Here is a 26,064-nt window from a genome sequence, read left to right as displayed (position 1 = left end):
CTATCGTGCTGCGCTATTTCAAACGTCTTTTCGTCGGTGAGCCAATGCTTACCGCCCAGTTAAAACACGAGCGTTTAACTAAAAAGCAAGCTTTGGCCGTTTTCTCTTCCGATGCCTTATCTTCGGTTGCTTATGCCACAGAAGAAATCCTGCTGGTGCTGGTTCTTGCCGGCACATCTGCTTTGTCTTATTCCCTTCCGATTTCCGGAGCCATTATCGCTCTTTTGGTTATCCTTGTCCTCTCTTATCGACAGACGATTTCTTCTTACCCTTCCGGAGGAGGGGCCTATATTGTGGCCAAGGAAAATCTGGGGACAATTCCCGGACTTGTTGCCGGGTCTGCTCTGATCATTGATTATGTCCTTACGGTCGCGGTCAGCACGGCAGCCGGAGTCGCCGCTGTCACCTCAGCCTTCCCTGCTGTTCATGGACATCAAGTTTTCATTGCTTTGCTGTTTATTTGGGCCCTAACCTTGTTAAACCTGAGAGGAGTTACCGAATCGGCAACTATTCTTACCCTCCCCGTCTATCTTTTCATTGCCGGCATCTTTCTTCTGCTTGGAACCGGTTTGGTTAAATATTACTTCTATGGGGCCCCCTTGCCGGCGGAGCCCGGTCTTTCTCCTGTTTTTTCAGGCGGGATTACCCTGTTTTTCTTATTAAGAGCCTTTTCCGCAGGGTGTACGGCCTTGACCGGAGTGGAAGCCATCAGCAACGGGGTCCCGGCTTTCCGGAGTCCGGAGTCCAAAAATGCTTCTGCCACTTTAATTGTTATGGCCTGTCTGATTGTTTTTTTATTTGGCGGGATTACCGTGCTGGCCAACCTATACCATATTGTCCCCAGCCCTGAAGAAACGATTGTTTCGAAAATTGCGGCAATCGTTTTTGACCGGAACCTCCTCTACTATCTTGTTCAGGTCAGCACTGCCGTTATTTTATTTCTGGCCGCCAATACAAGCTTTGCCGGGTTTCCGCTCTTAACCTCAATCTTGGGACAGGATGGGTTCTTACCCAGAAGGATGGCTGCCCGCGGGGATCGTCTGGTTTACTCCAACGGAATAATTGTCCTGGCTGCCCTCGCATCTGTATTGATTATTCTCTTTAAGGGAAAAGTACATGCATTAATTCCGCTCTATGCAGTAGGAGTCTTTCTCTCCTTTACTCTTTCCCAAGCCGGCATGGTGTTCCGTTGGGTGAAAGAAAAGCCTTTCGGCTGGATTTCTTATGCCCTTATCAATGGCATAGGAATGGTGGTCACAGGAACGGTTTTAGTCGTTATTGCCGCTACAAAATTCACCAGCGGGGCCTGGCTTGTTCTTATTCTTATTCCGATTTTTGTTCTTTTTTTTGTAAAGATTAACCGTCATTACCGGGAAATTGCCAAGGAACTGGCTTATCACGGTGAACCACTGGGCAATCCGACCAGCCAGCGGATCATTATCCCTGTCGCCAGCTTGACCAAAATTGTCGCCCATACGGTAAATTACGCCAAAACCTTATCTCCTGATATCTTCGCTGTCCACGTTGCTATAGATGAAGATAAGGTTGAAAAGCTTAAAGTGAAATGGCAGGAATATGAACCGGATATTCCCCTGATTGTTTTGCCCTCCCCTTACAGGGCTATTTTGTCTCCCCTTCTCGAGTACATCGAAGCCGAAGAAGCTAAAATCGGGAAAGACAAACTCATTACCGTTCTGATTCCGGAGTTTGTCACAAAAAAATGGTGGCAGTATTTTTTGCACAATCAAACAGGTTTTATCGTTAAGACCGCCCTGTTATTCAAAAAGGACATCGTTGTCGCCAGTGTCCCTATCCACATCTGTCACTAAATTTCTTGAAATTGAAAACCCTCTTCTTTCTCCGGGACCTTGATGAAGGCATTTGAATGGGCTTTCTTTTTGGCGGTTTTCTGTTCATACATGATCTGATCGGACTTCGCAAAAATGTCCGCAGATGTTTTGCAGCCCTCCAGGGCCGCAACACCTACACTAATATCCACGATAGATAATGGCTCAATCTGATCAACATAGCTTTTGAACATCCTCTTTACCTCTTCCAGAATACGTTCCAGCTCCTCCATATGGCCAAAATAGATAATGACAAATTCATCCCCGCCCCAACGGCTGATCATGTTCTTCCCATTGAAAAAATGCTTGTTCAAGAGATCACTCAAATATTTCAGTACATCATCCCCGACAATGTGGCCTTTTTTGTCATTGATGATTTTAAAATTATCGATGTCCATCATGATTAAATAACCATTGTCGTGGCCGGAATCAAATTTTTTTTGCAGAATATCATTAAAATTTCTCCTGTTTAAAAGCCCGGTCAGCTCATCATAATGGGCATACCTGTAAAGCTTCTGATTGACAAGATCATAGGCATCGACAAAACGCTTGATCACTAAAAAACAAAGAATCAAAATAGTCGGCACCTGAATTAAGCAGTCGATCAAACTGCTGTTCACATCATAGACAGGGATTTTTTCGGGGTAAAAATGCCCGTAGGTCCGTATTCCTATAAATACTGTGATGATCGTTCCAATCAAGATATACCGATAATAGCGGTCAAATAAATAAGTAACCACGATCAGGGCAAAAAAGATATACGCCGTACTCTCACTTCTATTTCCTCCGGAATCAATAAAACCGAGGGGAATAAAGATACTGATAACAAAAAAGCAAAGCAAAAATCTCAAAAGAACTGAAGAGCCCTTCTGTTTCTCCAAAAGAAGATTGATCAATGCGGCAAAAAACAGAAAAACCCACTTCAGATTAATATTCAAGGGTAACGCGATAATAAAATTTCCCAGAATCGACAGAGCGGAAATAGCTATGATCGCCTGCAGAACAATAAAATAAAGCTGCTGCTTTAGCTCTGAGTGCTTCATTTTCATTTCATCCCTTTTCCCAGCATTAGCCTTTACTCTTCAATTACGAAGATTTGTAATTTCTAATTTAACACTATCTGTTGGCAGATACAACCATCAGCCGTCTCTCACTAAAATATTTCAAAAAAGCAGGGGCTCTTTTCACCTTCTTTTCATATAATCCAATAGATACACTGTATTTTGATACTCAAGGTGAGATGAATTTGAATAAACAAAGAGTACTTTTAGGCAGCCCTATCTACCAGAAGCCTCAAATATTGATGGCCTTCCTTGATTCCCTGAAAAGGCTTGTTCAGGATACTGTCACGATAGATTTTGTATTTGTCGATGACAATATTGATCAGCATTCAAGTGAGCTTCTTCAACAGTTCCGGGATGAGCGGGACAACGTCATCATCTTTGAAGGAGAAAAAGAATCCCAGTATTGCTGTAATGACCATACTCACAACTGGACCAATCATCTCCTTCTGAAAGTAGCGGAATTTAAAAACAGAATCATTGACTATGCTTTAGCAGAAAAATACGACTATCTGTTTTTCATCGATTCCGACCTGGTCATTCATCCCTACCTCATTGAACATTTAAAAAGCAGAGGAAAAATGATCATCTCAGAAATATTCTGGACCCAGTGGCGTATTGGAGAAGGTTACTATCCCAATGTCTGGCTCTATGATAAATATGGCCTGGCTCCTTTGAATTATGGAGAGAGCCTTTCCTCAGAGGAGACAGTTCTGAGAACAAACCGTTTCCTCAATCAATTAAAGATGCCGGGAGTTTATGAAGTGGGAGGTCTGGGGGCCTGCACACTGATCAATAAAGAAGCTTTACGAAAAGGGGTAAATTTCAAGCCCATAAAAAACCTGACCATATGGGGAGAGGACAGATTCTTTTGTATCCGGGCAGTTGTCCTGGGATTGGACCTTTTTGTTGATACCCATTATCCGGCTTACCATATTTATCGGGAAAAGGATTTGGATGGCGTCTCTGACTATGTAAACCGTTGTCAACCGCCCCTTATTCGGCAATATAAGGGCCAGGAAAATAAGCTGACACTTTCGATGATCGTAAAAAATGAAGGGCAAAGGTACCTTAAAGAAATCCTCGCCAAACTCGACGGGATAATTGATGAAGCAGTCATCATTGATGATGCCAGTACTGACGATACTGTTGAACTCTGCCGTAAAATGCTGCCCAATATCCCGCTTCACCTCATTCATAATCCCCAATCGCTGTTTAAACAGGAAGTGGAATTAAGAAAAAGACAATGGCATGAAACAATCCAGACAAACCCTGATTGGATTTTAAACATTGACGCCGACGAAATGTTTGAGGACCGTTTTTATGCGGAAGTGAGAAGGCTCATCAATCAGGAAGACATCGATTTATATTCTTTCAGACTTTACGATATGTGGGATCAAAATCATTACCGGGAAGATCAATTCTGGAATGCCCATAACTATTACCGGCCGTTTCTGCTGAGATACCAGCCTGACTTCATCTACAATTGGAAAGAAACGCCGCTCCATTGCGGGAGGTTTCCTGTCAATATCTTTATTCTGCCAAATGCCGTGTCGGAATTGCGGGTCAAGCATTACGGCTGGGCAACCGCCGCCGACAGAAAACTAAAATACGAACGATACAAAGTTTTGGATCCCGAAGGCCTTTACGGGAATCGCCACCAGTATGAATCCATACTTGAAGAAAATCCAAACTTAATCGAATGGGAAAATCGGTGAAAACAAATTCTCTCAAATCGGCTTTAACGGGTGATGCTGCAGAATGTCCTCCACTTCTTCAAAGCCTTCAGGGAAGGCATAATTGTAACGGGCGGGAAGGGCAAACACAAATTGAGAATTCCGCCCCAGCTCGCTTGGGGGAATGGGGGCCGCACCCACACTGAATTCGACTTTCTGCAAAGAGTTCCATTGCGCCGGAGTGAATACCATGACCGGTATGTCCTGTCTGGGGTTTTGCGCAGTCCATTGAGGATGTCTGATATTGATGATCGGACCGGTTTCCACGATCTTGCCGCTTTGCGTGCCCGCCACAGCCACACCTTCCCACTTGTTCATTAGGATGGAATAACCTGTCCAGGTTTTGGGGAGGGCAAAGGTAAAACCATATTGGGCATTTGTATAGATCAGCGCGTCCGTCTCAGCAGAAGCTCCAGGCACGACCGTGTCTTCACTTTGCAGCGGTCCCTCACTCTTTTCCTGCATACAACCGGTTATGAAAAAAGCCAAACATAAAACCAGCGTAAGTAATAACAGTTTGTTTCTCATTTTACCTCCTTGAAAAAGCATTGGCCTTTTGTCCGAAGATCGCCACAGATACCTTGATCTATGTTTATTCTATCAGGCTTCTGTTGGATCGAAAAGCACATAAAATGGACGGAGGTCATTCTGATTGCTCTTCCCTGTAAGGGTCCACATGGACATTTACCCGAGTATACTTGAATTCCTCAGCCATATCCTTTTTCAGACAGCCAATCACTTCATGGATTTCTGCCACAGTCACGTGAGGGTCAACTGTAATATGAAAATCAATATGCTTCATGTTCCCTGATTTTCTGGTCTTAAGCTTATGATAATCTCTGAATTTATCATGATACTTACCTAAAATCTTGTCTATCTCAGCTTCCTCCGGATCAGTCAGTTTGGTATCCAGTAAGTAGTCACAGGCACTTTTACAAAGACTCCACGCTTTTTTTAGAATGAACAGGGCCACCAGGATTGCCACAATCGGATCGAGTATGAACAGCCCGGTAACCTTCATCAGAACCAAACCGACCGCTACCCCCAAAGATGTGTAAACATCTGTTCTCAAATGAAGGGCGTCGGCTTCCAGAGCCATCGAGTCTTCTTCCCGGGCAACCCTGCACAGCTTCCCAGATACCAAAAGATTGACGATTCCCGCGCCAACCATTACAGCAATGCCCACATAGGCCTGTTCGATTTCCATAGGGGTATGGATTTTCTTGATGGCTTCCAGAATAATCATACCGGCGGCGACAAAAATCAGGAGCCCCTCGGCAATACCGGAGATATTTTCTATTTTGCCATGACCATATGGATGTTCCTTATCCGCCGGTTTTGCCGAATGTCTGACAGAAAAAAAGGCAATACATGAGGCCACCAGGTCCATTCCTGAATGGATGGCCTCTGAAATGATACTTACGGAACCGCTTAACATTCCTGCGGTCACTTTTAATATAATTAATATTGTGTTGGAAGCAACCGACAACAGCGCAATTCTGACCTTTCTGTCCCAAACCATGAGTAACCCCTCCCCTTGCTTATTTTGTTACTTTCAGATGGTTTCCTTGGAATAGGGCCAAAAAAAACATCTGTTGAACATTTTACTGTCCCACAGATATTTATCATCTGCTGCCGTTTCCGGCCCGGCCCCACGAACTTTTAAAGTCCATCGCCTGCTCAGTTTAACCTGGAATATATGCAGTGAAAAAAATAGTTTGTTTCATTTTATTCGCAGCAGCCTTGTTTTGTCAATACGAATCCCTTCATCATTGAAAATTTAACATTGGATTTCTCAATAGTAAAAAGTCCGACGAATTTTTTACTTTAAAAATGATCCTGCAGAAGCCTTTTTACCAGATTGATCTTTTCACCTTGAGTTAAAGGGTGAAGCGCCGGTCCTTCAATAACCTCTCCTTCATCAGAAAACCGTGAACCATGGCAGGGACAATCCCATGATCTTTCCGCGGAATTCCAGTTTAATTCACAGCCCATATGCGTACATGTCGTGTCCACAACATGCAGTATACCTTGTTCATCTCTGTATGCACCCGCTCTTTGTCCCTCCGCCTGGACAATTTTCCCTTCGCCCGGTTTGATTTCGGCGTTTTGGAGCGACATCTCTGTTTCTCCTTTTATTTCTGTTTTTCCTTTTACCAATTGGCAGGCGACATTAAAGTTTTCAACAACAAAATTCTTGGCTGAAGCAAGCAGCTGATGCCGTGAGGGACTGTAGACATCCTGCCAGGCACTTCTCCCCTTAATGATCAGATCTCTTAAAATCATGGAAGAAGCTATGCTGTTTGTCATTCCCCATTTCCCATAACCGGTTGCGACATACATCTCAGGAGTTTTCTCTGTCAGGGGCCCCACGTAAGGGACACTGTCCAAAGTCATACAGTCTTGAGCCGACCACCGGTATGGAATATCTTCCACTGTATACATCCGGTTAGAAAAGTCGATCAGTGCTTGGTAGTTTTGGGTTGTATTTTCACCCTGCCCTGTCTTGTGTCCCTCGCCGCCAACCAGGATCAATTCACCATGCTCAGACATTTGGCTGCGCAGGGAGTGTCCAAAATCCTCTGCCGCTATATACATGCCTCCCGGATATTTTTCCTTTGCCTTAACCGCGACCACATAGGATCTCTCCTGAGAAATTCTAGCGAAATAAAATCCCGGCTTATGATAGCAGGGGTAATGGGACGCAATAATCAGTTTGTCAGCCGTAATTTTATTTCCTGAATCTGTGATGATCCGATAGGGTCCTTCCTCTTCTATATCAATAACCCTGCTTTGTTCAAATATCTTACCGCCAGTATTGACATATTCTTCGGCCAGAGTCAGCAAAAACTTCCGTGGATGAAACCTGGCCTGGTGTTCAAAACGCAGCGCAGCCTTTATGGGAAACAGGGGGATTTCTTCTAAGTAAACGGCTTCAATACCCAAAGAGGATGCCACCATTGACTCTTCATTGATCTGACTGACATACTCGTCCCGCAGGGTATAGATATATGCCGGTTCAGGAACAAAATCGCACTCAATGTGCTTATCCTGAACGATTTTTTCTATTATCCTAATCGCAGACTGATTGGCGTCCGCATATTGTTGAGCAAATTCCTCACTCATCTGAGTTTTGATTTTATTATAGATGAGACCGTGCTGTGATGTGATCTTGGCAGTCGTGTGCCCCGTTGTCCCTTGCAGAATACGGTCAGCCTCAACGATTGCTGTTTTCGCGCCCTCCTGATTCAGCATATAAGCACAGGAAATCCCGGTCATGCCGCCGCCGATAATGGCAATATCAACTTGTATATCCTCATTTAGAACAGAATAATCAGTACGACCGGTAGATGCCAGCCAATAGGATTGAGGCGGTTTTTCGAAATTTTTTTCTTTTTCTTCTCTGTTCATCAACGATCCCCCTGATCTATAAAATGTGGAAAATACTTTTATCAAACCCGATGTTATTTTGTACAATTTATTTGGATTTTATGAAACAAAACACCCAAGCTATCTGACCGGCTTGGGTGTCTTGTTGATCCTTCTGATTCCTGTGAAAAAATATTATCACGTATTGTTAATCCTGTTCACCACTTACCCCGAAAAGGACGATTAAATCATAATCTGCACCCGCATCGGACTCGGTACCAAAAGTGATGTTGATATTCTGGAAAATGACTTTAAGCTTATAACGATTATTCTCCGCGTGAATACTCATCACTTCCGGCTCAAGCATTTCTTTAGGCTCGTTTCTGGCCCCGGACAAGGAAGTGGCAAACTCATAGACATTGGTCCCGATCACTTCCATTCCGACCGGATCTTGGACCGAAACCCGAACCTCCTGCGGAGTCAACCGTTCAGCTAAAATGATATAGTCTTTGTTCCTGATCTTTACTGTTCGTTCGAATTCTTCACCATTTTTCCCCATTGACATCCCGCGGTAGTTGCTAAGGGCTACCATCACGTCATAACCACTTACGCTTAACGGTTTCTGCATATTCAAGGCGGCATAAAAATGGTCGGAAGTTGCGCCGGCACCTTCATAAGCAGGTTCAAAACCAAAAACAGCCTTCATTTTCTCTTGAGTAAGATTGCCGGAAGGCCGGGAACCGGAGGTTTTCATCTCCTCAGGCAGCCAGGTCAAATACTGCAGGTAGTTGCGCCTTTCCAAATAATTAAGGATATTGGTGGTTTCCTGGCGCAGCTTCAGAGAAGCATCGGCTTTCGGCACGATTTTGCCGTTAACCAGTACTTCATCAGCGATCAGCATCTGTTCCAAACGGTTCATTTGCGAATTACGGGAAACAGTGAATGCATCCCCGGGCGGAATGACCGAAATAATCGCCAAACCCGCTCCCAGTAAAGCGATCATATAATTTTTAGTAACCGCTCTGAAGCTGAGTATTATCCCGCAAATTAATGAGTAAATTCCGAAAAGAATCAGGTAATAGCGCCCCTCGGTCACCCCGTAGGCATCTAAGCGGATATAGGCTGAGATCAACTGCATAATGACCATCAAAATCAATACTTTAGGGAATATTCTGCGGTAGGCGCTTGCAAACTTATCTTCTAAATGGCTGGCTAAAACAACGACCATTAAACCGACAACGGAGTAGGCGAGGATCATCGGCCCCAGCTGGCCCGACGGCCATACGGAAGTGACAAGCATTTTGACAAAATAGGCAATCAGCACCAAACTATAAGCCGCAATTAAAGGAATAACAATATAAGAAATCAGGATTTTCAGGACTTTGGGATATGTGGCTGCCTGCAGAGTAAAGGCCTTATCCTCTTCCTCTTCGGAATGAAAACGGGGCAGCCGTGAAAGATAGTAGATGGTGGCAAAGGAGATCCAGATGACAGCCATCGTATAAGCATAAGAATCTTCATTGACCTTAAACAGCAGTGAATCAACCGCCGCAATGATGCTGACGGTACCCGCAGATAAAACTGCCGAAAATAAGATTGAGGTAACAGCCGCTTTAAAATGAGTCAGGGCGATGCTGTTAAATTCAGCAATACTGTTCAAACCTGCCTTGCCCCGATATGACGGGACCCAGATATAGATGCAAAACATGGCAAATACGGCAACAATCGTTCGGGCCGTTACTGCATAATAAATCCCCGGTGAAGGAGCAATGATCAGATAATAGCCAAAGATGAACAGTGCCCCAATCAAATAAACAAAAAGCCGTATTTTCTTCAGCCCAGAAAAACGCTCACAGCAAAACTGAACGGCCACACTCAGAAAAGTACCAAATCCCAAAGTAAAAAAGAGCTTCTGGATAAAAAGGCTTGGATCAGTATGTAGTGAAATCATATAGCAGGTAATGACAGTAGCGCTGATCAGACAGATAACAGCCAGGGGGAAACGCCTAACAGCCTTGATCAGTCCTTGAACTGAATCGGTGATGACTTTCAGTAAACGGTTCATCATATTCCCTCCTTCAGTTAGATTTCTTCTTATTATAACAGTCTTTCTTTATTCCAAAAATATTTTTATGCTCCTCCGCACAATTTTGCTATGTTCATGTCTTTAAATGAACTGAGCACCCTCTTAATCCGATTCATTACAACAAAAACCCGAAGCACTGACTGATGCTCCGGGCAAAAGGGGGAAATAAGGATGAGGAAATTATACTATAAGAATCTTAGAATTAAGTTAGAAAAATAAAATAAGCTCATCCTTTTTGGAGTCAGATAAAATGCTTACTTATTGTTATGGATGTCTCTCATATACTCTTCCATAGCGGAAACAGTATCATTACTAATTACATGCTCTATCGCACAGGCATCCTCATCGGCAACGACAGGATCAAGATTTAATACGTGTAACAAAAACTGTTGAATTACATGGTGTTTGTTCGCCGTAAGCTTCGCAAGCTTGAGCCCTTCAGGCGTCAGAAATACCTCTTTATATTTTTCATTGCTAATGAGACCTTTCTCCGAAAGAGTAGACATCGCACTGTTGGTACTGGCCTTAGTTACGCCCAATCGTTCTGCGATATCAGATACTCGGGCACCGGCTCCATCCAGAGATAACTCATAAATTGCCTCAAGGTAATTTTCCATTGTAAAAGTAAGCTTTTCCATTTTTGCTCCTCCACATGTAGAGCGGACACTCTAATTGATTCTTCAGTTAAGCCGCCATTGGACAGTTATCCTACTCAAATATATTTATTATATCACATTCTTTCCTGCACAGCTTTTCTCGCTCGTCAAACCTAAAAAATTTCTGTATTGATTATGCCAAATTAGCGCCATCTATTCTGCTCACTTGGTTCCATAAAGCAGACCGGCAGGTTTCACTGCCGGTCTGCTCTCTTCTGCTTCCCTTAAAACTTCCTTTTGCGCTTGCCTCATAGCTGCCAGCCAATAGACTCGGAACGCAATCTGAGGAATTTCCGGTAAATGCCGTCCTCCTGAACCAGCTGGGCATGTGTTCCTTTCTGAACGATCTTCCCTTTGTCCACCACCAGGATCTGATCGGCCTTGCGTACGGTGGACAGGCGGTGCGCAATGGCAATCAGCGTTTTGCCCCTTGTCAGCTCATAGATAGCCGTAAGCAGGACGTGCTCGTTTTCGGGGTCAACGCTGGAGGTCGCCTCATCCAAAATTACAATGGGAGCGTTTTTCAGGATCGCGCGGGCGATGGATATCCGCTGGCGTTCTCCTCCGGACAATGTGGAGCCGCCCTCACCGACGATGGTATCATAACCTTCTGGCAGTGCCGTGATGAATTCGTGACAGCAGGCGCGTTTCGCCGCTTCCACAACCTGCTCATGGGAAGCGTCCGGATTTCCGAACCTGATGTTGTTTTCTACAGTATCGTGGAACAGGTACACATTCTGGAACACCATACTGATCTGGGAAAGCAGGCTGTCGGCAGTGCAGTCCTTTACGTTTTGCCCGCCCACCAGCACCTCTCCCTCCTGAACATCCCAAAACCGGGCGATCAGGTTGCACAAAGTGGTTTTACCGCTGCCGGAGGGACCAACAATGGCGCAGGAAGTGCCTTGCGGGACTTTCAGGGAAACGTGGTCGATAACCGTCCTGCTGTCATAGGCAAAGGACACCTCTTTCATCTCAATGTCAGAGGAAACCGCTCTGAGCTCGCGTGCTGTACGGTCCAGCGAGGGAATATCGGTGACGGTTTCCAGCCGGTCAAGCTCATTGTTGACCTTACGCGCAAGGTAGGCCCCATCACCCATGACCTCCAGCTCCGCATAGACCAGAAAAGCGGACACCAGAAACATGAGGCAGTAGGAAAGCGGGAACGCACCGGTCAGATACAGCGCGGTCGCCAAGAACAGCAGAGCACAGCTCGTGAGTTTAAAAACCAAACTATACAGCTTCATCACACCCGCGGCGGCATGCTCCTGATCATAGGCGGCCTGCCTCCGATCTTCAAAAGCCCGGTAAACGGCACCTTCACCGCCCCTGTCCTGCAAAAACGCCCGGAGAACCGCAATCCCGCGAATATACTCCAGCGATTCGGTGACCAGATTTTCCTGCGCCGCCTGCACTTTTACGGTGTGAATCGCAGCACGTTTTTGGATGACATGAAGCACAAACAAGCCGATGATAAGCCCGGCCAGACTCAGCAGGGCAATCGGCAGGCTGTAGAATGCCATCATGACAATGATGACAACAGCCATGGATACGCCGCCGGTAATGTCCATAATCGCCATCATGGAATACTGCTCCAGTTCCACAACGGTTGAGGTCAGGATGGATTGAATGGTTCCCAGACGTTGTTCGGAAAAGTAGCCCATCGGTGCGCCTTTAAGCTTTTCACCGACGGCCAGCCGGTAATCCCGGAACATATCAAAACCCTTGGCGCTCATGGAAATATCCATCAGCCACTGGAACAGGAAGCGCCCGCATACGCTGACAATGATAATCCACAAAGCCTGATAGATAACGTCAGGTGTCAGCGCCTCCAGATGCTCGAACACCAGAAAAACGGCCAGCAGCATCATGGCCATGGAAACAGTTTTGAAAAAATTGAACACAATACCCAGAATAATGCGCGGCTTGCTGTCTCCCGCAATTTCTAAAATCCGTCCAATCATCCTCAGCATGTTACAATTCCTCCTTTTCCGCAATATCGGCCGCTCCTATATACTGCTGCCACATGGTTTCATAGAGCGGGCAGGCTTCCCGCAGCCTGTCATGGGTTCCGCTGGCGATCAGTTGTCCCTTGTCGATCACCAGAATTTGATTTGCGTTGCGAATTGTGGACAACCGGTGCGCTACGACGATTAGCGTCTTTCCCGTCACCAGCCGGTTGATCGCCTGTTGGATTTCCGCCTCGTTCTCCGGATCTGCGTAGGCTGTCGCCTCATCCAGAATGACCACGGATGCGGGCTTAAGCATGGCGCGGGCGATGGTAATACGCTGCCGTTCTCCCCCGGAAAGCAGGTCGCCCGCGTCGCCCGCCAACGTGTCATAGCCATTTTCCAAAGCAATGATAAAATCGTGGCAGTTGGCCGCGCTCGCCGCTGCTTCCACCTCTGCGTCGGAAGCCATGGGATTGCCCATGCGAATATTTTCCCGAATAGATTTGTCAAACAGGAAATTATCCTGAGCAACGTAGCTGATTTCACTCATCAACTGTTGAAAAGGAATATCCTTTATCTCATGGCCGCCGTATTGGACGCTGCCGGATGTCGCGTCCCAAAAGCCTGCCATCAGCTTGGCAATCGTGGATTTTCCGGAACCCGAGGGCCCTACGATAGCAGTCACTTCCCCTGGTCTCGCCATAAAGGAAACATCGTGCAGCACCGTTTTTTTGCCATCATAAGAAAAACCAACATGATCAAAGGTAAAGTCACGTTTCCCCAGCGTAACCATCATATTTGGGCGATGCTGTTCGGGGTTTGCCAGAAATGACCGGATGGGGTTCAGATTCGCCGCCATATAAGCAAACTGCTCCAGACCAAAGCCCAGCTTCATCAGCTGGGGCATGAATCCGACCGGAATAATAATGCAAGCCAGAAGAAGGGGCAGACTCAGCGTGCCATTCATGTACAGCCACCCGCCGATGGGCAGCGTACCAAGCAGAGTGGATGGCAAAACCGCTTTGAAGCCTGCCATCCAGAACCAGCTCTGCCGCCACCACGCCAAGGTAGAATCATGGAAAAAGTGAACCGAGTCGGAAAAGCGGCCGAAGCTCCTACCGGTCTGTCCAAACGCCTTGATGACCTGAATGCCTCCTATATACTCGACCAGGGCGGCATTCATTTCGTTTCCGGACTGAAGATAAGTGGCCATCTTTTTGGAATAACCTTGCATCATGCCTACCATAAAAATCAGGCTGAGGGGGATGGTGATCAGGGAAGCCAGTCCCATCCTCCAATCCAGCGCAAAGACAAGCAGGATGCTGGCAAATGGCGCGGCCACGGCTGACGGAAGCTCCGGAACAATATGAGCGATGATATCCTCCAGACGGCCCACATTGTCCACCATCAACGTTTTAAAGGTTCCGGAGGGTGTTTCCAGCATGACCCCCATGGGAACCCGGCGCATTTTGTCCGCAATGGCGCAGCGGATATTTTTCAGGATGGTAAAGGATATACCGTGGCTGCGCAGGGAGGATTTCAATGTCAGATAAGTGCGTAATATCATGCACAGGGCGGCTGCTCCCGCAATCAGTGCCGCTCCCTGTATGGTGGCCTCACCGGTATAGACCTGGTTGGCTAAAAGCGCCACAGCAAAGAAGGGAGCCATGCCGAACAGTTCTCCGATGATGGCCAGAATCACGGAAAGCGGCATTTTTCCCCTGGCCTCTCCCGCAAATCCGAACAGGACTTTAATTGGGTTTTCTTTTTTCTCTTTCATCGATACACCTCCATCATAGTTAGAAAGTCCTAACTTTTATGTGAAAAGAAAAGCCGCGGATCAAAGTCCCAAAACGGCCCTCCAACCGGGATAGAAGAAAGCTTGCAGCGTTTTCAGGTAATGCTGCGCGGCCTCGTGGGTGAAATCGTGAACAACCACCTCGAAGATCGCTGAAGCGTAGGCACTGAGCAGAAGATGAAGCTCCTCCGGAAGAATATCTCTTACGGGAACACCCCGGAGGCGAGCCGCTTCCAAAAAGGCCAGAGTTTCCCTCTGCTCCATCATAACAAAATCGTGGATAAAGCCGGCGTACGCGGTGCCCTCCGAGCAGCAAATCAGCAGCTTGAATCCATCAAAATACTGATAAATCATTTCAAGAAGCAGGTCCAGATCAGCACCGCTTTCCCACATCGTATCCAGACGTCCCTGTTCCATGAGATCGTAGTCCCTGTCCTTAAACATATCGGCCTGCCTGTAAAACTCCTCAAGAACCGGGTCCACAAGGGCGGCAAACAAGGCTTCTTTATCGGCAAAGTGACGATAAAGCCCGCCGGTTGTGACCCCTGCATTTTTCGATATCTCCCGCAAATTAGCGTTCGCGAACCCTTTTCCCAAAAACTCTTTCTTGGCGCTTTCCAAAATGCACACATGCGTCTTGTCAAAATCTTTGGGCATGAAATATCCTCCTATACAAAGATGATAACATAGTTAGCTAACGACGTTATCAATATAAAATATTTCCATATGATTGTCAACCACTTTCTGTCTTATCAGATGGTTTCCTTTGATAAGAGTTGTAGCACAACGATCGCCGTCGTGCTACAACTCTTAGATTTTTGAAAGTTAGTCTAATTGAAAAATATTCATTTGAGCACCTACTTCCGGGTCTTCATTCATGGTGAAGGCAGTCCCGGAATTGTTTCTTAGGGTTAGCGAATCACCTGCTGTCAAAGATAGAATTGTTACACCGGACAACTCTCCAACACCTACCAACGCTGATATATTTGTTGACGGATTGACAGTGCCATTAACAGCGATTGCGATTGCCGAACCTATACCGGCTGTTAAGCTGACGGTGTATTCAATTGCATAGTTGCCTGTATTTGGAACAGTGATTGTTGTAGATCCCGCAGTGTGAGTTACTCCACTCAATGGTCCATTATTGCTGAAAGGAACATCTGCCCCTCCTATAACTGTAGAATCAGTTACAGTTGCCAGCTCGTATACATTGCCAAAACTCTGCAATCCTGCTCCTGTTGCTCCTGTTTCGCCAGTTTCTCCAGTTGGACCGGTTTCTCCGGTCGCTCCTGTCGGGCCGGTTTCACCAGTTACTCCTGTTGGGCCTGTTTCACCTGTCACTCCTGTTGGTCCGGTTTCACCAGTTGCCCCTGTGGACCCGGTTTCACCAGTCACTCCTGTAGGTCCAGTTTCACCAGTTGCTCCTGTGGACCCAGTTTCACCAGTCGCTCCCGTAGGTCCAGTTTCACCAGTCACTCCCGTAGGTCCAGCTTCGCCTGTTACTCCCGTAGGGCCGGTTTCACCAGTCGCTCCTGTGGGTCCAGTTTCACCAGTCGCTCCTGTAGGTCCAGTTTCACCAGTTACTCCTGTGGGTCCGGTTTCGCCAGTCACTCCTGTAGGTCCGGTTTCGCCAGTTACTCCTGTGGGGCCAGCTTCACCAGTTACTCCCGTAGGGCCTGTTTCGCCAGTTACTCCTGTGGGTCCGGTTTCGCCAGTTGCTCCCGTAGGTCCAGTTTCACCGGTCACTCCTGTGGGTCCGGCTTCGCCCGTTACTCCCGTAGGTCCAGTTTCACCAGTTACTCCTGTGGGTCCGGTTTCGCCAGTTGCTCCCGTAGGTCCAGTTTCACCAGTAACTCCTGTAGGTCCGGTTTCACCAGTTACTCCCGTAGGTCCGGTTTCACCAGTTACTCCTGTTGGTCCAGTTTCACCAGTCGCTCCTGTAGGTCCAGTTTCACCAGTTACTCCCGTAGGTCCAGTTTCACCAGTTACTCCCGTAGGTCCAGTTTCGCCCGTTACTCCCGTAGGTCCAGTTTCACCAGTTACTCCTGTGGGTCCGGTTTCGCCAGTCGCTCCTGTGGGTCCAGTTTCACCAGTCACTCCTGTAGGTCCGGTTTCACCAGTCGCTCCCGTAGATCCAGTTTCACCAGTCACTCCTGTAGGTCCGGTTTCACCAGTCACTCCTGTAGGTCCGGTTTCGCCAGTCACTCCTGTTGGGCCTGTTTCTCCAGTTGCCCCTGTGGGTCCGGTTTCGCCTGTCACTCCTGTAGGTCCGGTTTCGCCAGTTTCTCCTGTGGGGCCAGCTTCGCCCGTTACTCCCGTAGCTCCGGTTTCACCGGTCACTCCTGTTGGTCCGGTTTCGCCAGTCACTCCTGTGGGTCCGGTTTCGCCAGTTGCTCCTGTGGGTCCAGTTTCGCCTGTCACTCCTGTAGGTCCAGTTTCACCAGTTGCTCCTGTGGACCCGGTTTCACCAGTTACTCCTGTAGGGCCTGTTTCACCGGTTGCTCCTGTCGGCCCGGTTTCACCGGTTCCTCCTGTGGGTCCGGTTTCACCGGTTCCTCCTGTAGGTCCGGTTACTCCGGTAGCCCCTGTGGGACCGGTTACTCCCGTTGCTCCTATTGAATAAGTGAGAACTAACTGGGGTTCATATGCAGTTCCGATCTCTTTTCCGCCAAATTCAACGTCAGTTATTCCGTCATTATTTATTAAGGCAATGCCATCATTTTCAAAAGTTCCATTCAGCCATTGATTTACCAGTTCTGTTACGTCAATCTCAACATATTGAAAAATATCACTTGGAGAAACATTCACCATTGAAGCTGTTGCAACATACGGCGGTTTTGTATTGTACGTGACACTGGCAGTATCGAAATCTGAAGTAACCCTGTTGACCACAACCGGGCTGGGTACAACTCCGGTTTTGGAAAAAACAAACAACCTTAATTCAGCACTTTCAACTGATTCTACAGGTAATAATGGTATTGCAAATTTCAGGAAACTAATCGAATCAGCAAATATCGGATCAGTACCCACTATAATAATAGCGCTTGCAGACAGATTTACATCTGCTAAGGCACTGGACACAAAGGTCGTGCCTGTAGATAATAAAGTCTCCGTAGCCATGGTATCGCTCCCTTCTTTTTGTTTTTTTTACAAAATATCACAATCATTTGCTGTATTGTATTCAATTTCAGACAGTTTGTACCTTTATATATAAAAAAATAGCGGACCTCTTTCCACTGTTGTTTAATCACAACCACCCGCTTAAGGAAATGGAGCGATAGCGACATTACGCAACAAAGGGCGCACCCCCCTCACTTCGGGCTAAATTGGAACTGTTGACAAACCCCCAAAAGATTATCGGATGGTGAAATAAAAAAGGCCATGTCTGTACAAATGTGGTTTCTCTCCCATAAAACACAGCGCCCGGGAGGTCATCCCAAGCACTTGATCATCCGTTTTAAGTTTAATTCGGTCGCCGATAAGAGGCAGTGATCTTCCGCTGCCTCCAGTCCTCGCCTGAACGGCGTCTCAAGCAGGATAATATCGCGTTTTATTGCGGGTAAGGCGGCTAAAGCTGTGCTGATCATATCGTCCTTTACCGCAACATCGTATCCCATCACGTTGAAAATGGTGGCTGTCGGTGGAATACTCGCCCATAACGTAAAGCTGACCTAATTTTGTTGAGGTCAACACGCGATAACTGTATCCGAAAGATACATAATATCCTTTTTGCATACTATGCGAACTCTTGTTCGCAAAAGACTGTGACCAAGATTTGACGTCAGACCAGCCACTGCCATTTGAACGCTGGAGCGTAATAGTTAGGGAAGACTTATAATTTTAAAATCAAAACTAAGTAGCCCGAACAAGTTGCGTATCCACTTTTGTCTATTGAAAGTCTCGAACCAATCGCAGAAAGATAAACATAATTCGCTTGTTCGCTCCCATTAAGGCTGATAACTGAAGAACCACTATCCGCATATCGAGTACATTGAAGTCAACTCACATTTGCAGGTGGTATAGCCCACCATTTCAACAGTTTGTTGGTTTTCCTAATATATGACGCTCATAACCGGAGCAGTCCCATAAAACATAAAGGCTTTTTTTGAAAAGCAGAATGGCCTCGAATCGAATGCAACTAAACACGGTGGTAGCCTCTTTCTGCCGCCGTGTCCTTAAAAAAGATGAATTTAATATGCCATCCGTTATCCAGTTTTTGAAAAGAAAAACGGCGGCTTGAATACACTTATTTCAAAACCGCCATTTAGTATGGGTTATTTTCTATGCGAATGATTATAACCGCCTAAACTACGGTCTTTTACGTCCCAAAAGTAAATCCAGTAATGTTGTAAAACCAAAATATCGTCCTCCAATAGAGATAGTGATTTTATCTGAGACAATTATTCATAGCCAATAAATTCAAAAACCTCTTTATGGAATGAATTTTTTCTTTCTCATCCTGCCTTTAACTCTAAAACCTTCTTCAAGTAAAACAGATGTAATGACTGTTTTTAAAAAAGGTGGCATTTTAGGAAATTCAATGCTTAAGTATTTCTTTATCGCTGAGTTAGTATCCGTATTCTTTAATTCTTTATAAATTTTATTTACAGTGATACCCTTTGGGAAGTTTTTTATTATTTGTAATACCTGTTTCGTGAATTCTTCATAGTCTTTAAGCAATGAATTGAGAAATTTAACTGCATCGTTTCCTTTTAACATGACATGCGTATGGCCGGATATCAATATTTCAGCTTCTTTGTTTTGGAACAACTTAATGCTTTTATGAATGACATCTTTCACTTTTAGGGAGCTTGAATCGGGCCAGCAATTAAAGAATTCAAAAGTTTCATCTGCCAAGAACAAAACTTTTACTTTAGGTAAATAAAAAACAACTTCATCCGGGGAATGGCCTCGCGCTTCCATCACATATACATGATCTTCAAAGTTCCATCCAGTCCAGTCTGTGTTTCCTATTAATAATTTAATAGGATTTATTTTCTCAAGGGGCAATGCAGTATCTTTGGAGGGTTCAAGTGGCATAAATTTTAAAAGGGTGTTTTTCAAAAGGATATCCAGAGGAATATCTTCCCCCAGTATTCTTATTATTTTAGAAAACCTCAACAATGTAGCTGGAAAATTTGTTGGTCCATCCAAATAATCATAATACTTTTCAATATTTTTAAATTTTCTATAAAAGTCCTTTTCTGTATCAAGCCCGATAATGCCCGCCTGTGAGATATAATGTTCCTTTTTATCAACTTTGATTTCGTTGATAATAGAATTATTTCCAACATGATCGGGGTGGGAATGACTATTGAAAAGGATTATCTTTTGGAAAGGCTTAAGGCTGTCTATTGCCTTAAGTATTCTCTCTCTGAAAAAAGGTGTAGCTCCAGTATCTAAAAGGTATAAAACATCATCCGCTTTATAAACGACCGAATTTGCGATGTCCGGTTCCTTCATAATCGTAGAAGGCCTTTTCCCTTCAATGAGCAAAGTGTTTTGAGCGATTTCAACAATATCTCCGTACATATTCATACTCCTGTTCTAACATTTTTTATATAAATCCTTTACATAATAGGAATCCGGCTATATAATTAGTACATATGTACTAATTATATAGCCGGGTTATTATGATGTCAATATGCTCATGAAATTTAAAGAATCGTTATGAGGAAGGTAAGATCAATGAGTGGTAATTTAAAAGAGAGAATTCTCAATAAGGCACTTGAACTTTTTAATACCTATGGTTACGAATCTGTAAAAATGAGAGATATTTCCAGCTCTTTAAATATAAGCCCAGGAAATCTAACGTATCATTTTAAAAAAAAAGATGACATTATCTATGCAATTATACAGCAGCAATGTAAAGATCATCAAAGCAGGCAATTTTCATTAGAGGATATATCATTTGATAAAATTAATAACCTTTTAAAGGCCAATGTAGAGCACCAACGGAAATACTTCTTTTATTTCAACAATATAATTGATCTTCCAAGAAAGTATCCTGAGATTGAAAAAATACAATTAGAAGTTAAGAAAGAGTTCTATAATTTGATTAGAGATCTTTTCCAAAATTTTATAAGCAAAGGCTGGATGAAAGCGGAACCTTATGAAGGTGTTTATGATGATTTAGCATTTGCCGTTTTGTCAATTATTGTTTTTTGGACACAAGAAACATTTCGTCAGAACGATTTTGTTTCAAGGCCTAAAGATCTTTTGTCTGTTGTTTGGAATATTATACTTCCAAATTTGACTGATGAAGGCGCTCAAATGATTCCTATACATATTGTTTAGCTTTTGTGAGGTGGCTTATAAAATGATATAGGGTGATCATAATGCACAATAAAGATAAATACGATTTTAAGCCTTTCGGACAAGCCATTAAAAAAGCACGTGAAAATAGAGGATGGACCCGTGAACGGCTGGCGCACCTAGTAGACCTTGCGCCCCGTTACATTATGTCACTTGAAAACAAAGGACAGCATCCTAGCTTTCAAGTTTTTTATGAACTTGTCACCCTTTTTGATATATCGGTAGACCAATTCTTTTTCCAAAATAAAGATACAGAAAAACGACGCTCCGTCGCCAGCTCGATAGGAAGCTTGACAAGTTATATGATACAGATCTAATCATTGTGGCAGCTACCGCAAAAGGGATAAACGAAGCCAAAGGAGCCAGAGAAACGGAGGAATGACAACCCTTCCGTCACTTTCAATAGTGCGCTAAACGGCAAGCAATGTGACTGTGGCCACAGTCACAACAGACTGTCGACAAAGTAAACTGTAGGCAGTTTTCTTTAGACAACAAATGAAAGCAGGGTTATTCCCTGCTTTCATAACAGCTTGCTCTGACTCTCCCTTTTATTTTCTTTCGTTCATGTGTGTCTTTCAACTCAGGACAAGGATGGCCCTCTCTTATTTTTTTGCTGTCTTCACTGATTTTGGATAACAATTGAGCTGAAATAAACAATCCTGTCCCAAATACTCCGATCACAATCATCACGCCTAAAACAGTTTCGTGGCTTTCATACAACTGTTTTGCTTTATTTAAATGAACAATCGTTCTATGCTGAGTATAAAACTTTTCTCCTTTCCCCATATTCATGATCAGATCGTAAATTTCAGGCGCTTTTTCTTCTATTGCTTTCATTTTATCCTGCATATCGTCGTAAGCTCCTGTTATCTCCTGATAGAGATTACATAAATATTCATTTTTAGTTTGTATCAGTCGATCTGTTGATCGTGTTCTGGTTATCGGCTGAGGGGTACGTGGACGATGGAATATTAATCTTACCGTATTTCCGTTTACAAAAAATTCTTTATCTGAATATCCGGTCTTTTTCAACCCTGCCACGAAGGCTTTACACATTATTTTATCCTTCAGCGTGATGCTGATATCCATCATCAATTCGGAAGGCTCTGAAAACTCCCCTAATTTAAAACCTGTCAGCCACCAGTGTTTTCCTTCCCTTGTAAAAAGAATACGGCCTTTCTTTTTACAACAATATGAGATTTGCAACAGATCGTCGTCGCCTGCGCAATCATAAAAGGTCCCGTTAAAAACACCGGGAATTTTTAGATTAAATGCTTCTATATAAACCCCGACTTCACAACCGGTTACTAAGTCATACTGGCCTTTCCAAAATTCAATGAGCCATTTTTTCCCTCCATACTGGAAATAGACCGGTTCACAATCTACAATCATTCCCATTACTGCTGCCGCTTCATCATATAGATGGCAGTATCCAAATTTCCTTTGCCAGGCATCCATTGCAGAATAGAATATATCTTGAGTCGTATCATAAGAATAACCGGCAATTTCTACTGCTTTAGTCAATTCATCATTGTTCATAACCTGAGGCAAAACTTTTGATTGTTCATTGCTGCCCGGTGTTACCTGATGTTTAGAGATAATATCTCTAACTCGGTACTCTTTTACCTTAATAGACATCGCAATTTCCTCTTTCTTAACCATTATTTTTATTTGAATTTAAAAGTATCCTTGTATTAAGATATGGTACAACCTTATTAACGGTTACAAGCCTGGTAATAAAAAAGATCATTGCCAGAATGAATCTGGTTATGATCCTCATTTTCATTAGGCACAAAGCTTTTATCAATGCCCCTAATTTGACCTGCTGATATAATATCCAAAGTTTTCGTTTGCCCATTCATGATTATATTTATGCCCGACAATTGAGGCAGGGTCATTAATTGAAGCGCAATACGCACTCCTGCCCCCCTCCGCCATTTCCTTGAACGTTTCAAGGTATTTCCATTTAAAATTACCGACGAAAGAATCATTCATATTGGCTTGTTTACTTAACATATAACAGGTTTTTATACTTTTATTGAGTGCACAAATCTCTTGTCCCTGACATTCATCACAACCGATTGACTGGGTCATATCAATTTCCACTGTTGTGATAAACCCGGCTTTGAAAGAAGTGTAATGGGTTATCCTAGGGGAAAGCTCGGCATCTCCATACCCGTTCTCTTCACTCCAATAGCCTATTTCCGTGATCAGTTCCGGTCTGAGGACTTGCAAGCTTCCGGGAACAAAGTCCATTATTCCGCCGATCTGGGCATCTCTGAGCTCCAAATAAGCCGCATTTCCATTTACTCTGGGGATAATGGGGGGCATGTGTCTCGGATAAGGATTATCCCTCGTCAATCCCAAAAGACCTACGTTCGGAAAAGCCTCAAAGACCTCTATAAAACGTGATATCCAGTTTTTTGTTTTAATATACACATCACTGTCTATCGTAATAAAATACTGATTAGGTTTTCTCTTTGCCAAGTTGTAATTTAAAACATAAATTGGTCCACGGTTTAAATCAAACCGCGTTTTTGATTGAATTCTTTCATCTTGCAGACTATTGATATAATCCCAGGTATTGTCTTTAGAGTTGCAATCAATAATATGCATCTCAAAGTCTTCGTTGGAATCAAGAATATTATTTAAATTTTTTATGGTCAAACCAAGACGATTAAATGTGACATAACTGATAAACGGAGGAGGAGAAGGATTTGCTGCGGGCGTCGGCTGCGGATCTGGCGCTGGTACCTGTTCTAAGGCCGGTTCCGGTTGGGGCTGTGGAACAGGCACCGCTGCCTGCGCCTGTTCCAATACCGGCTCAGGTTGAGGTTGAGGCACCGGAATCGGTGCTGGTTCCGGTGCCGGGATCTCAGTCATTAAGTGACCCAATCCATAAATGTCTAAAATTTCTTTAATCGTATCGTTTAGTGTCTTCATATTCAACACACCAATCCTTTTCTTTTTCGTTCAACATTTATTCAATAATCCTGTTCGTTAAAAATAATCGGTCTTGCCGGGACGCCAACAACAATACTGTTCTCCGGAACATTTTTAGTCACAACTGATCCTGCGCCAACTACACTCCATTTGCCTACTGCTTTCTTCGGAAGAACCACGGCTTTTGTACCGATCTCGCAGCCTTCTCCAATCCTTACATTTCCTGAAAGATTTACATTCCAGTATAATGTGGAATAGTCTTCAATTACACTATCATGCCCAATTGCACAACCAGGGCTAAGAATGATATGGTTGCCGATCTGTGTATCAATTGATAAAAAAGTATTCCAACAGATAATATTACCGATACCCAAGTGAACGAAATGACTTAACTTGACATTTGGATGGATGAGGTTGGCAAATTTTACTTTCATGCCGGAAAGCTTGTTGAGAATACTATACTTGTTCTTACAATTCGCTACTGCACATACCATCCAAAGATCTGGTCTGATATTTTTTTTTAGCCAGTCCAGATTGCCGAGGACCATACAATGATTAATCATGGCCCCTTGCTTTTCGACTGTCTCATCAATATAGCCGAGAAGGTTCCATTGAGACTTATCTGTATTAATGTCCTTGACAAGCTGGACGACTTCTCTGCCAAAGTTACCTGCGCCAAAGATAATTAGATCTTTCATGCGATTTACCTCATCTTAGTTAATTGCTCAGATGAATGACTTCGTAAATTAATACATTGTTGCCTAGAAATATTTCTGTAGAAAAAACAATCCAATGGTTGAACAAACCCAAATAAGGTGATTTCTGATTGTTGATATCCGGTCCTGAGAAACTAATTGGCATTGTTGATATAAAATTGGATGTTCTCTGTCGCCCAGTTAAAGTTAAATATCTGGTCAGAATTAATCTTATAACCGAGTAAAGAAGCACAATAGATCGGGCGTGCTCCACTTTGCATATCTGTAACAGTTTCTTTAAATTTCCACCAGAACTTATCTCTGAAAATATCATTCAGATTTTTATACTCGGAAAAGCATGTTTTTCCCCCTGCCTTGTTCAGTTTGCAGCTATCTTTATACTGACATCCCGCACAATCAACATTTTGTAAAATGCTGAGTTCAACATCGGTGATAAAACCTGCCTTAAAAGAAGTAAAATTGTTCACTCGGAAGGATAATTCTATATCGCCAAAGCAGTTTTCCTCACTCCAATAACCGACTTTCTCAATCAATTCCGGTTTTAAACACAGACAGCTGCCGGGAATAAATGACTTTCTCGGCTGTTGTTCAGGGACTTTATTTAACGCCAGGTAGGTTTGGCCGTTTTGGGACACCGGCGTGACATCTGGAGAATTGTCAGGAATGGTTTGAACTCCGAGCATACCAAGATCGGGAAAGGCATCAAACACCTGCATAAACCGGCTTATCCAGTCTTTTGTGTTGATCATAATATCATTGTCAATCGTTATAAAATATTGATCTTCTTTTCTCCTGGCAAGGTTAATGTTCATTGCATGAATTTGTCCAACATTTATAGGATTTTTCGTTTTTGATTTGATTCGACTGTCATTCAAACTTAGAATATAGTCCCAGGTGTCGTCAGTAGAATTATTATCTATGATATGCATTTCAAAATCATCAGAAGTATTGAGAATACTGGATAAGCTGCTTATGGTCAGGCCCAGGCGGTTAAATGTCACATAACTTAATAATGGCGGTATCATCATCATCATCCCCTCAAATAGTCTAGTTCGTCCAACTTACTGTTTATTATATGGAAATAGTTGTCCTTAGTTACAATTTTATCTATATTTTTCCAATAATTCTTTTTCTCTGTTGTTCATCTCTATCTCCTACTCACAATGATCTGATCACTGATTTTAGACGAACCAGCTTATTCACCAATTCAGGACAAGAAACATAATTTATACTAAAAAAAGGACAATATTCCGTAGAAAGGGGGATAAAAAATGCTTATCGTTGTCTCATTATTCCTTCCTATTATCGCCATTGAACTAGCAATTATTATTTGGCTGCTCATCCACATCCTGCATAATCTTGAGGAAATCGAACATCACGAAAAACCTCCGTTAGGTACACCACAGCCACAACCGCATAGATTCTTTTAAAGAACAATGTTTTGAAACGTTCTTTCTGATCTAGCAGATGATCCTGATCATTCAGGACAAATCTTCATGAGATGAAAGGCAAGGAAAATGCATGTATTTAAGGTGGGGGAATTTTTCTGCCACCTTTTTTTGAGGAATCTTGCAAGTGAATAAAA

At 43.9% G+C, this 26,064-nt stretch carries 20 protein-coding genes, 1 pseudogene and 1 riboswitch; of the genes and pseudogenes, 6 read left to right on the top strand and 15 right to left on the bottom strand.

Annotated features, from left to right (window positions below; genetic code table 11):
* Positions 1 to 5: 5 nt before the first annotated feature.
* Entirely contained in the window at positions 6 to 1,829 is a 1,824-nt protein-coding gene (locus SGLY_RS07895) for an APC family permease (RefSeq protein ID WP_013624753.1), read from the top strand.
* On the opposite strand, the gene SGLY_RS07890 is transcribed toward SGLY_RS07895, so the two are convergent.
* The gene (locus SGLY_RS07890; protein WP_013624752.1) at positions 1,826 to 2,890 is read right to left on the bottom strand and encodes a GGDEF domain-containing protein; all 1,065 of its coding nucleotides are present in this window, start codon (positions 2,888 to 2,890) and stop codon (positions 1,826 to 1,828) included. The two genes, SGLY_RS07895 and SGLY_RS07890, sit on opposite strands and share 4 nt — an antisense overlap.
* Before the next feature lie 197 nt (positions 2,891 to 3,087).
* Between SGLY_RS07890 and SGLY_RS07885 the strand changes: the two genes are divergently transcribed.
* A complete protein-coding gene (locus tag SGLY_RS07885; RefSeq protein WP_013624751.1) occupies positions 3,088 to 4,626 on the top strand; it encodes a glycosyltransferase family 2 protein in 1,539 nt (512 codons plus the stop codon).
* Positions 4,627 to 4,638: 12 nt separating this feature from the next.
* Here the strand turns inward: SGLY_RS07885 and SGLY_RS07880 are convergent, their stop codons facing one another.
* From SGLY_RS07880 to SGLY_RS07830, 10 genes are all read right to left on the bottom strand, one after another.
* Positions 4,639 to 5,172: a hypothetical protein gene (locus SGLY_RS07880; RefSeq protein ID WP_013624750.1), complete on the bottom strand. Its 534-nt coding sequence runs from the start codon at positions 5,170 to 5,172 to the stop codon at positions 4,639 to 4,641.
* 115 nt (positions 5,173 to 5,287) lie between these two features.
* Entirely contained in the window at positions 5,288 to 6,166 is an 879-nt protein-coding gene (locus tag SGLY_RS07875) for a cation diffusion facilitator family transporter (protein WP_013624749.1), read from the bottom strand.
* Between the two features lie 83 nt (positions 6,167 to 6,249).
* Positions 6,250 to 6,338, bottom strand: a riboswitch (NiCo riboswitch).
* A 133-nt stretch (positions 6,339 to 6,471) separates the two neighbouring features.
* Complete coding sequence (locus tag SGLY_RS07870; protein WP_013624748.1) at positions 6,472 to 8,055, bottom strand: FAD-dependent oxidoreductase; 1,584 nt, start codon at positions 8,053 to 8,055, stop codon at positions 6,472 to 6,474.
* Between the two features lie 166 nt (positions 8,056 to 8,221).
* Positions 8,222 to 10,078, bottom strand: a complete 1,857-nt coding sequence (locus tag SGLY_RS07865) for a DUF4153 domain-containing protein (RefSeq protein WP_013624747.1) — start codon at positions 10,076 to 10,078, stop codon at positions 8,222 to 8,224.
* Between the two features lie 275 nt (positions 10,079 to 10,353).
* A complete protein-coding gene (locus tag SGLY_RS07860; protein ID WP_013624746.1) occupies positions 10,354 to 10,737 on the bottom strand; it encodes a metal-dependent transcriptional regulator in 384 nt (127 codons plus the stop codon).
* Positions 10,738 to 11,003: 266 nt separating this feature from the next.
* A complete protein-coding gene (locus SGLY_RS07855) occupies positions 11,004 to 12,728 on the bottom strand; it encodes an ABC transporter ATP-binding protein (protein WP_013624745.1) in 1,725 nt (574 codons plus the stop codon).
* 1 nt (position 12,729) lies between these two features.
* The gene (locus tag SGLY_RS07850; RefSeq protein ID WP_013624744.1) at positions 12,730 to 14,487 is read right to left on the bottom strand and encodes an ABC transporter ATP-binding protein; all 1,758 of its coding nucleotides are present in this window, start codon (positions 14,485 to 14,487) and stop codon (positions 12,730 to 12,732) included.
* Positions 14,488 to 14,547: 60 nt separating this feature from the next.
* Positions 14,548 to 15,162, bottom strand: coding sequence for a TetR/AcrR family transcriptional regulator (locus tag SGLY_RS07845; protein WP_013624743.1), 615 nt, complete (start codon positions 15,160 to 15,162; stop codon positions 14,548 to 14,550).
* Positions 15,163 to 15,330: 168 nt separating this feature from the next.
* A complete protein-coding gene (locus tag SGLY_RS07840) occupies positions 15,331 to 17,625 on the bottom strand; it encodes a DNRLRE domain-containing protein (RefSeq protein WP_013624742.1) in 2,295 nt (764 codons plus the stop codon).
* 1,311 nt (positions 17,626 to 18,936) lie between these two features.
* Positions 18,937 to 20,037, bottom strand: coding sequence for an MBL fold metallo-hydrolase (locus SGLY_RS07830; protein WP_013624741.1), 1,101 nt, complete (start codon positions 20,035 to 20,037; stop codon positions 18,937 to 18,939).
* Positions 20,038 to 20,193: 156 nt separating this feature from the next.
* On the opposite strand from SGLY_RS07830, the gene SGLY_RS07825 reads away from it, so the two are divergent.
* The 3 genes and pseudogenes from SGLY_RS07825 to SGLY_RS18555 all read left to right on the top strand — a co-directional run.
* Complete coding sequence (locus SGLY_RS07825) at positions 20,194 to 20,802, top strand: TetR/AcrR family transcriptional regulator (RefSeq protein WP_013624740.1); 609 nt, start codon at positions 20,194 to 20,196, stop codon at positions 20,800 to 20,802.
* A gap of 41 nt (positions 20,803 to 20,843) precedes the next feature.
* Positions 20,844 to 21,137, top strand: coding sequence for a helix-turn-helix transcriptional regulator (locus tag SGLY_RS07820; protein ID WP_013624739.1), 294 nt, complete (start codon positions 20,844 to 20,846; stop codon positions 21,135 to 21,137).
* A pseudogene (locus SGLY_RS18555) lies at positions 21,125 to 21,202 on the top strand (hypothetical protein); the annotation flags it as partial. The gene SGLY_RS07820 and the pseudogene SGLY_RS18555, both read left to right, overlap by 13 nt.
* A 125-nt stretch (positions 21,203 to 21,327) precedes the next feature.
* On the opposite strand, the gene SGLY_RS07815 reads toward SGLY_RS18555, so the two are convergent.
* The 4 genes from SGLY_RS07815 to SGLY_RS07800 form a co-directional block, all read right to left on the bottom strand.
* Positions 21,328 to 22,458: a DUF4474 domain-containing protein gene (locus tag SGLY_RS07815; RefSeq protein ID WP_013624738.1), complete on the bottom strand. Its 1,131-nt coding sequence runs from the start codon at positions 22,456 to 22,458 to the stop codon at positions 21,328 to 21,330.
* 174 nt (positions 22,459 to 22,632) lie between these two features.
* Positions 22,633 to 23,772: a glycosyltransferase gene (locus SGLY_RS07810; RefSeq protein WP_013624737.1), complete on the bottom strand. Its 1,140-nt coding sequence runs from the start codon at positions 23,770 to 23,772 to the stop codon at positions 22,633 to 22,635.
* Between the two features lie 32 nt (positions 23,773 to 23,804).
* Positions 23,805 to 24,461 (bottom strand): acetyltransferase, encoded by a 657-nt coding sequence (locus SGLY_RS07805; RefSeq protein ID WP_013624736.1) that lies wholly within the window; start codon positions 24,459 to 24,461, stop codon positions 23,805 to 23,807.
* A gap of 152 nt (positions 24,462 to 24,613) precedes the next feature.
* A complete protein-coding gene (locus SGLY_RS07800) occupies positions 24,614 to 25,504 on the bottom strand; it encodes a glycosyltransferase (protein ID WP_041444741.1) in 891 nt (296 codons plus the stop codon).
* Between the two features lie 246 nt (positions 25,505 to 25,750).
* On the opposite strand from SGLY_RS07800, the gene SGLY_RS18140 reads away from it, so the two are divergent.
* On the top strand, positions 25,751 to 25,909 hold the full coding sequence (locus tag SGLY_RS18140; RefSeq protein WP_013624734.1) for a hypothetical protein: 159 nt from the start codon (positions 25,751 to 25,753) through the stop codon (positions 25,907 to 25,909).
* The last annotated feature ends 155 nt before the right edge of the window (positions 25,910 to 26,064 follow it).

The organism is Syntrophobotulus glycolicus DSM 8271 (assembly GCF_000190635.1).
Lineage (GTDB): Bacteria > Bacillota > Desulfitobacteriia > Desulfitobacteriales > Syntrophobotulaceae > Syntrophobotulus > Syntrophobotulus glycolicus.
The sequence above is the reverse complement of the archived record's forward strand: the minus strand, read 5'-3'. Positions and strand labels throughout refer to the sequence as shown.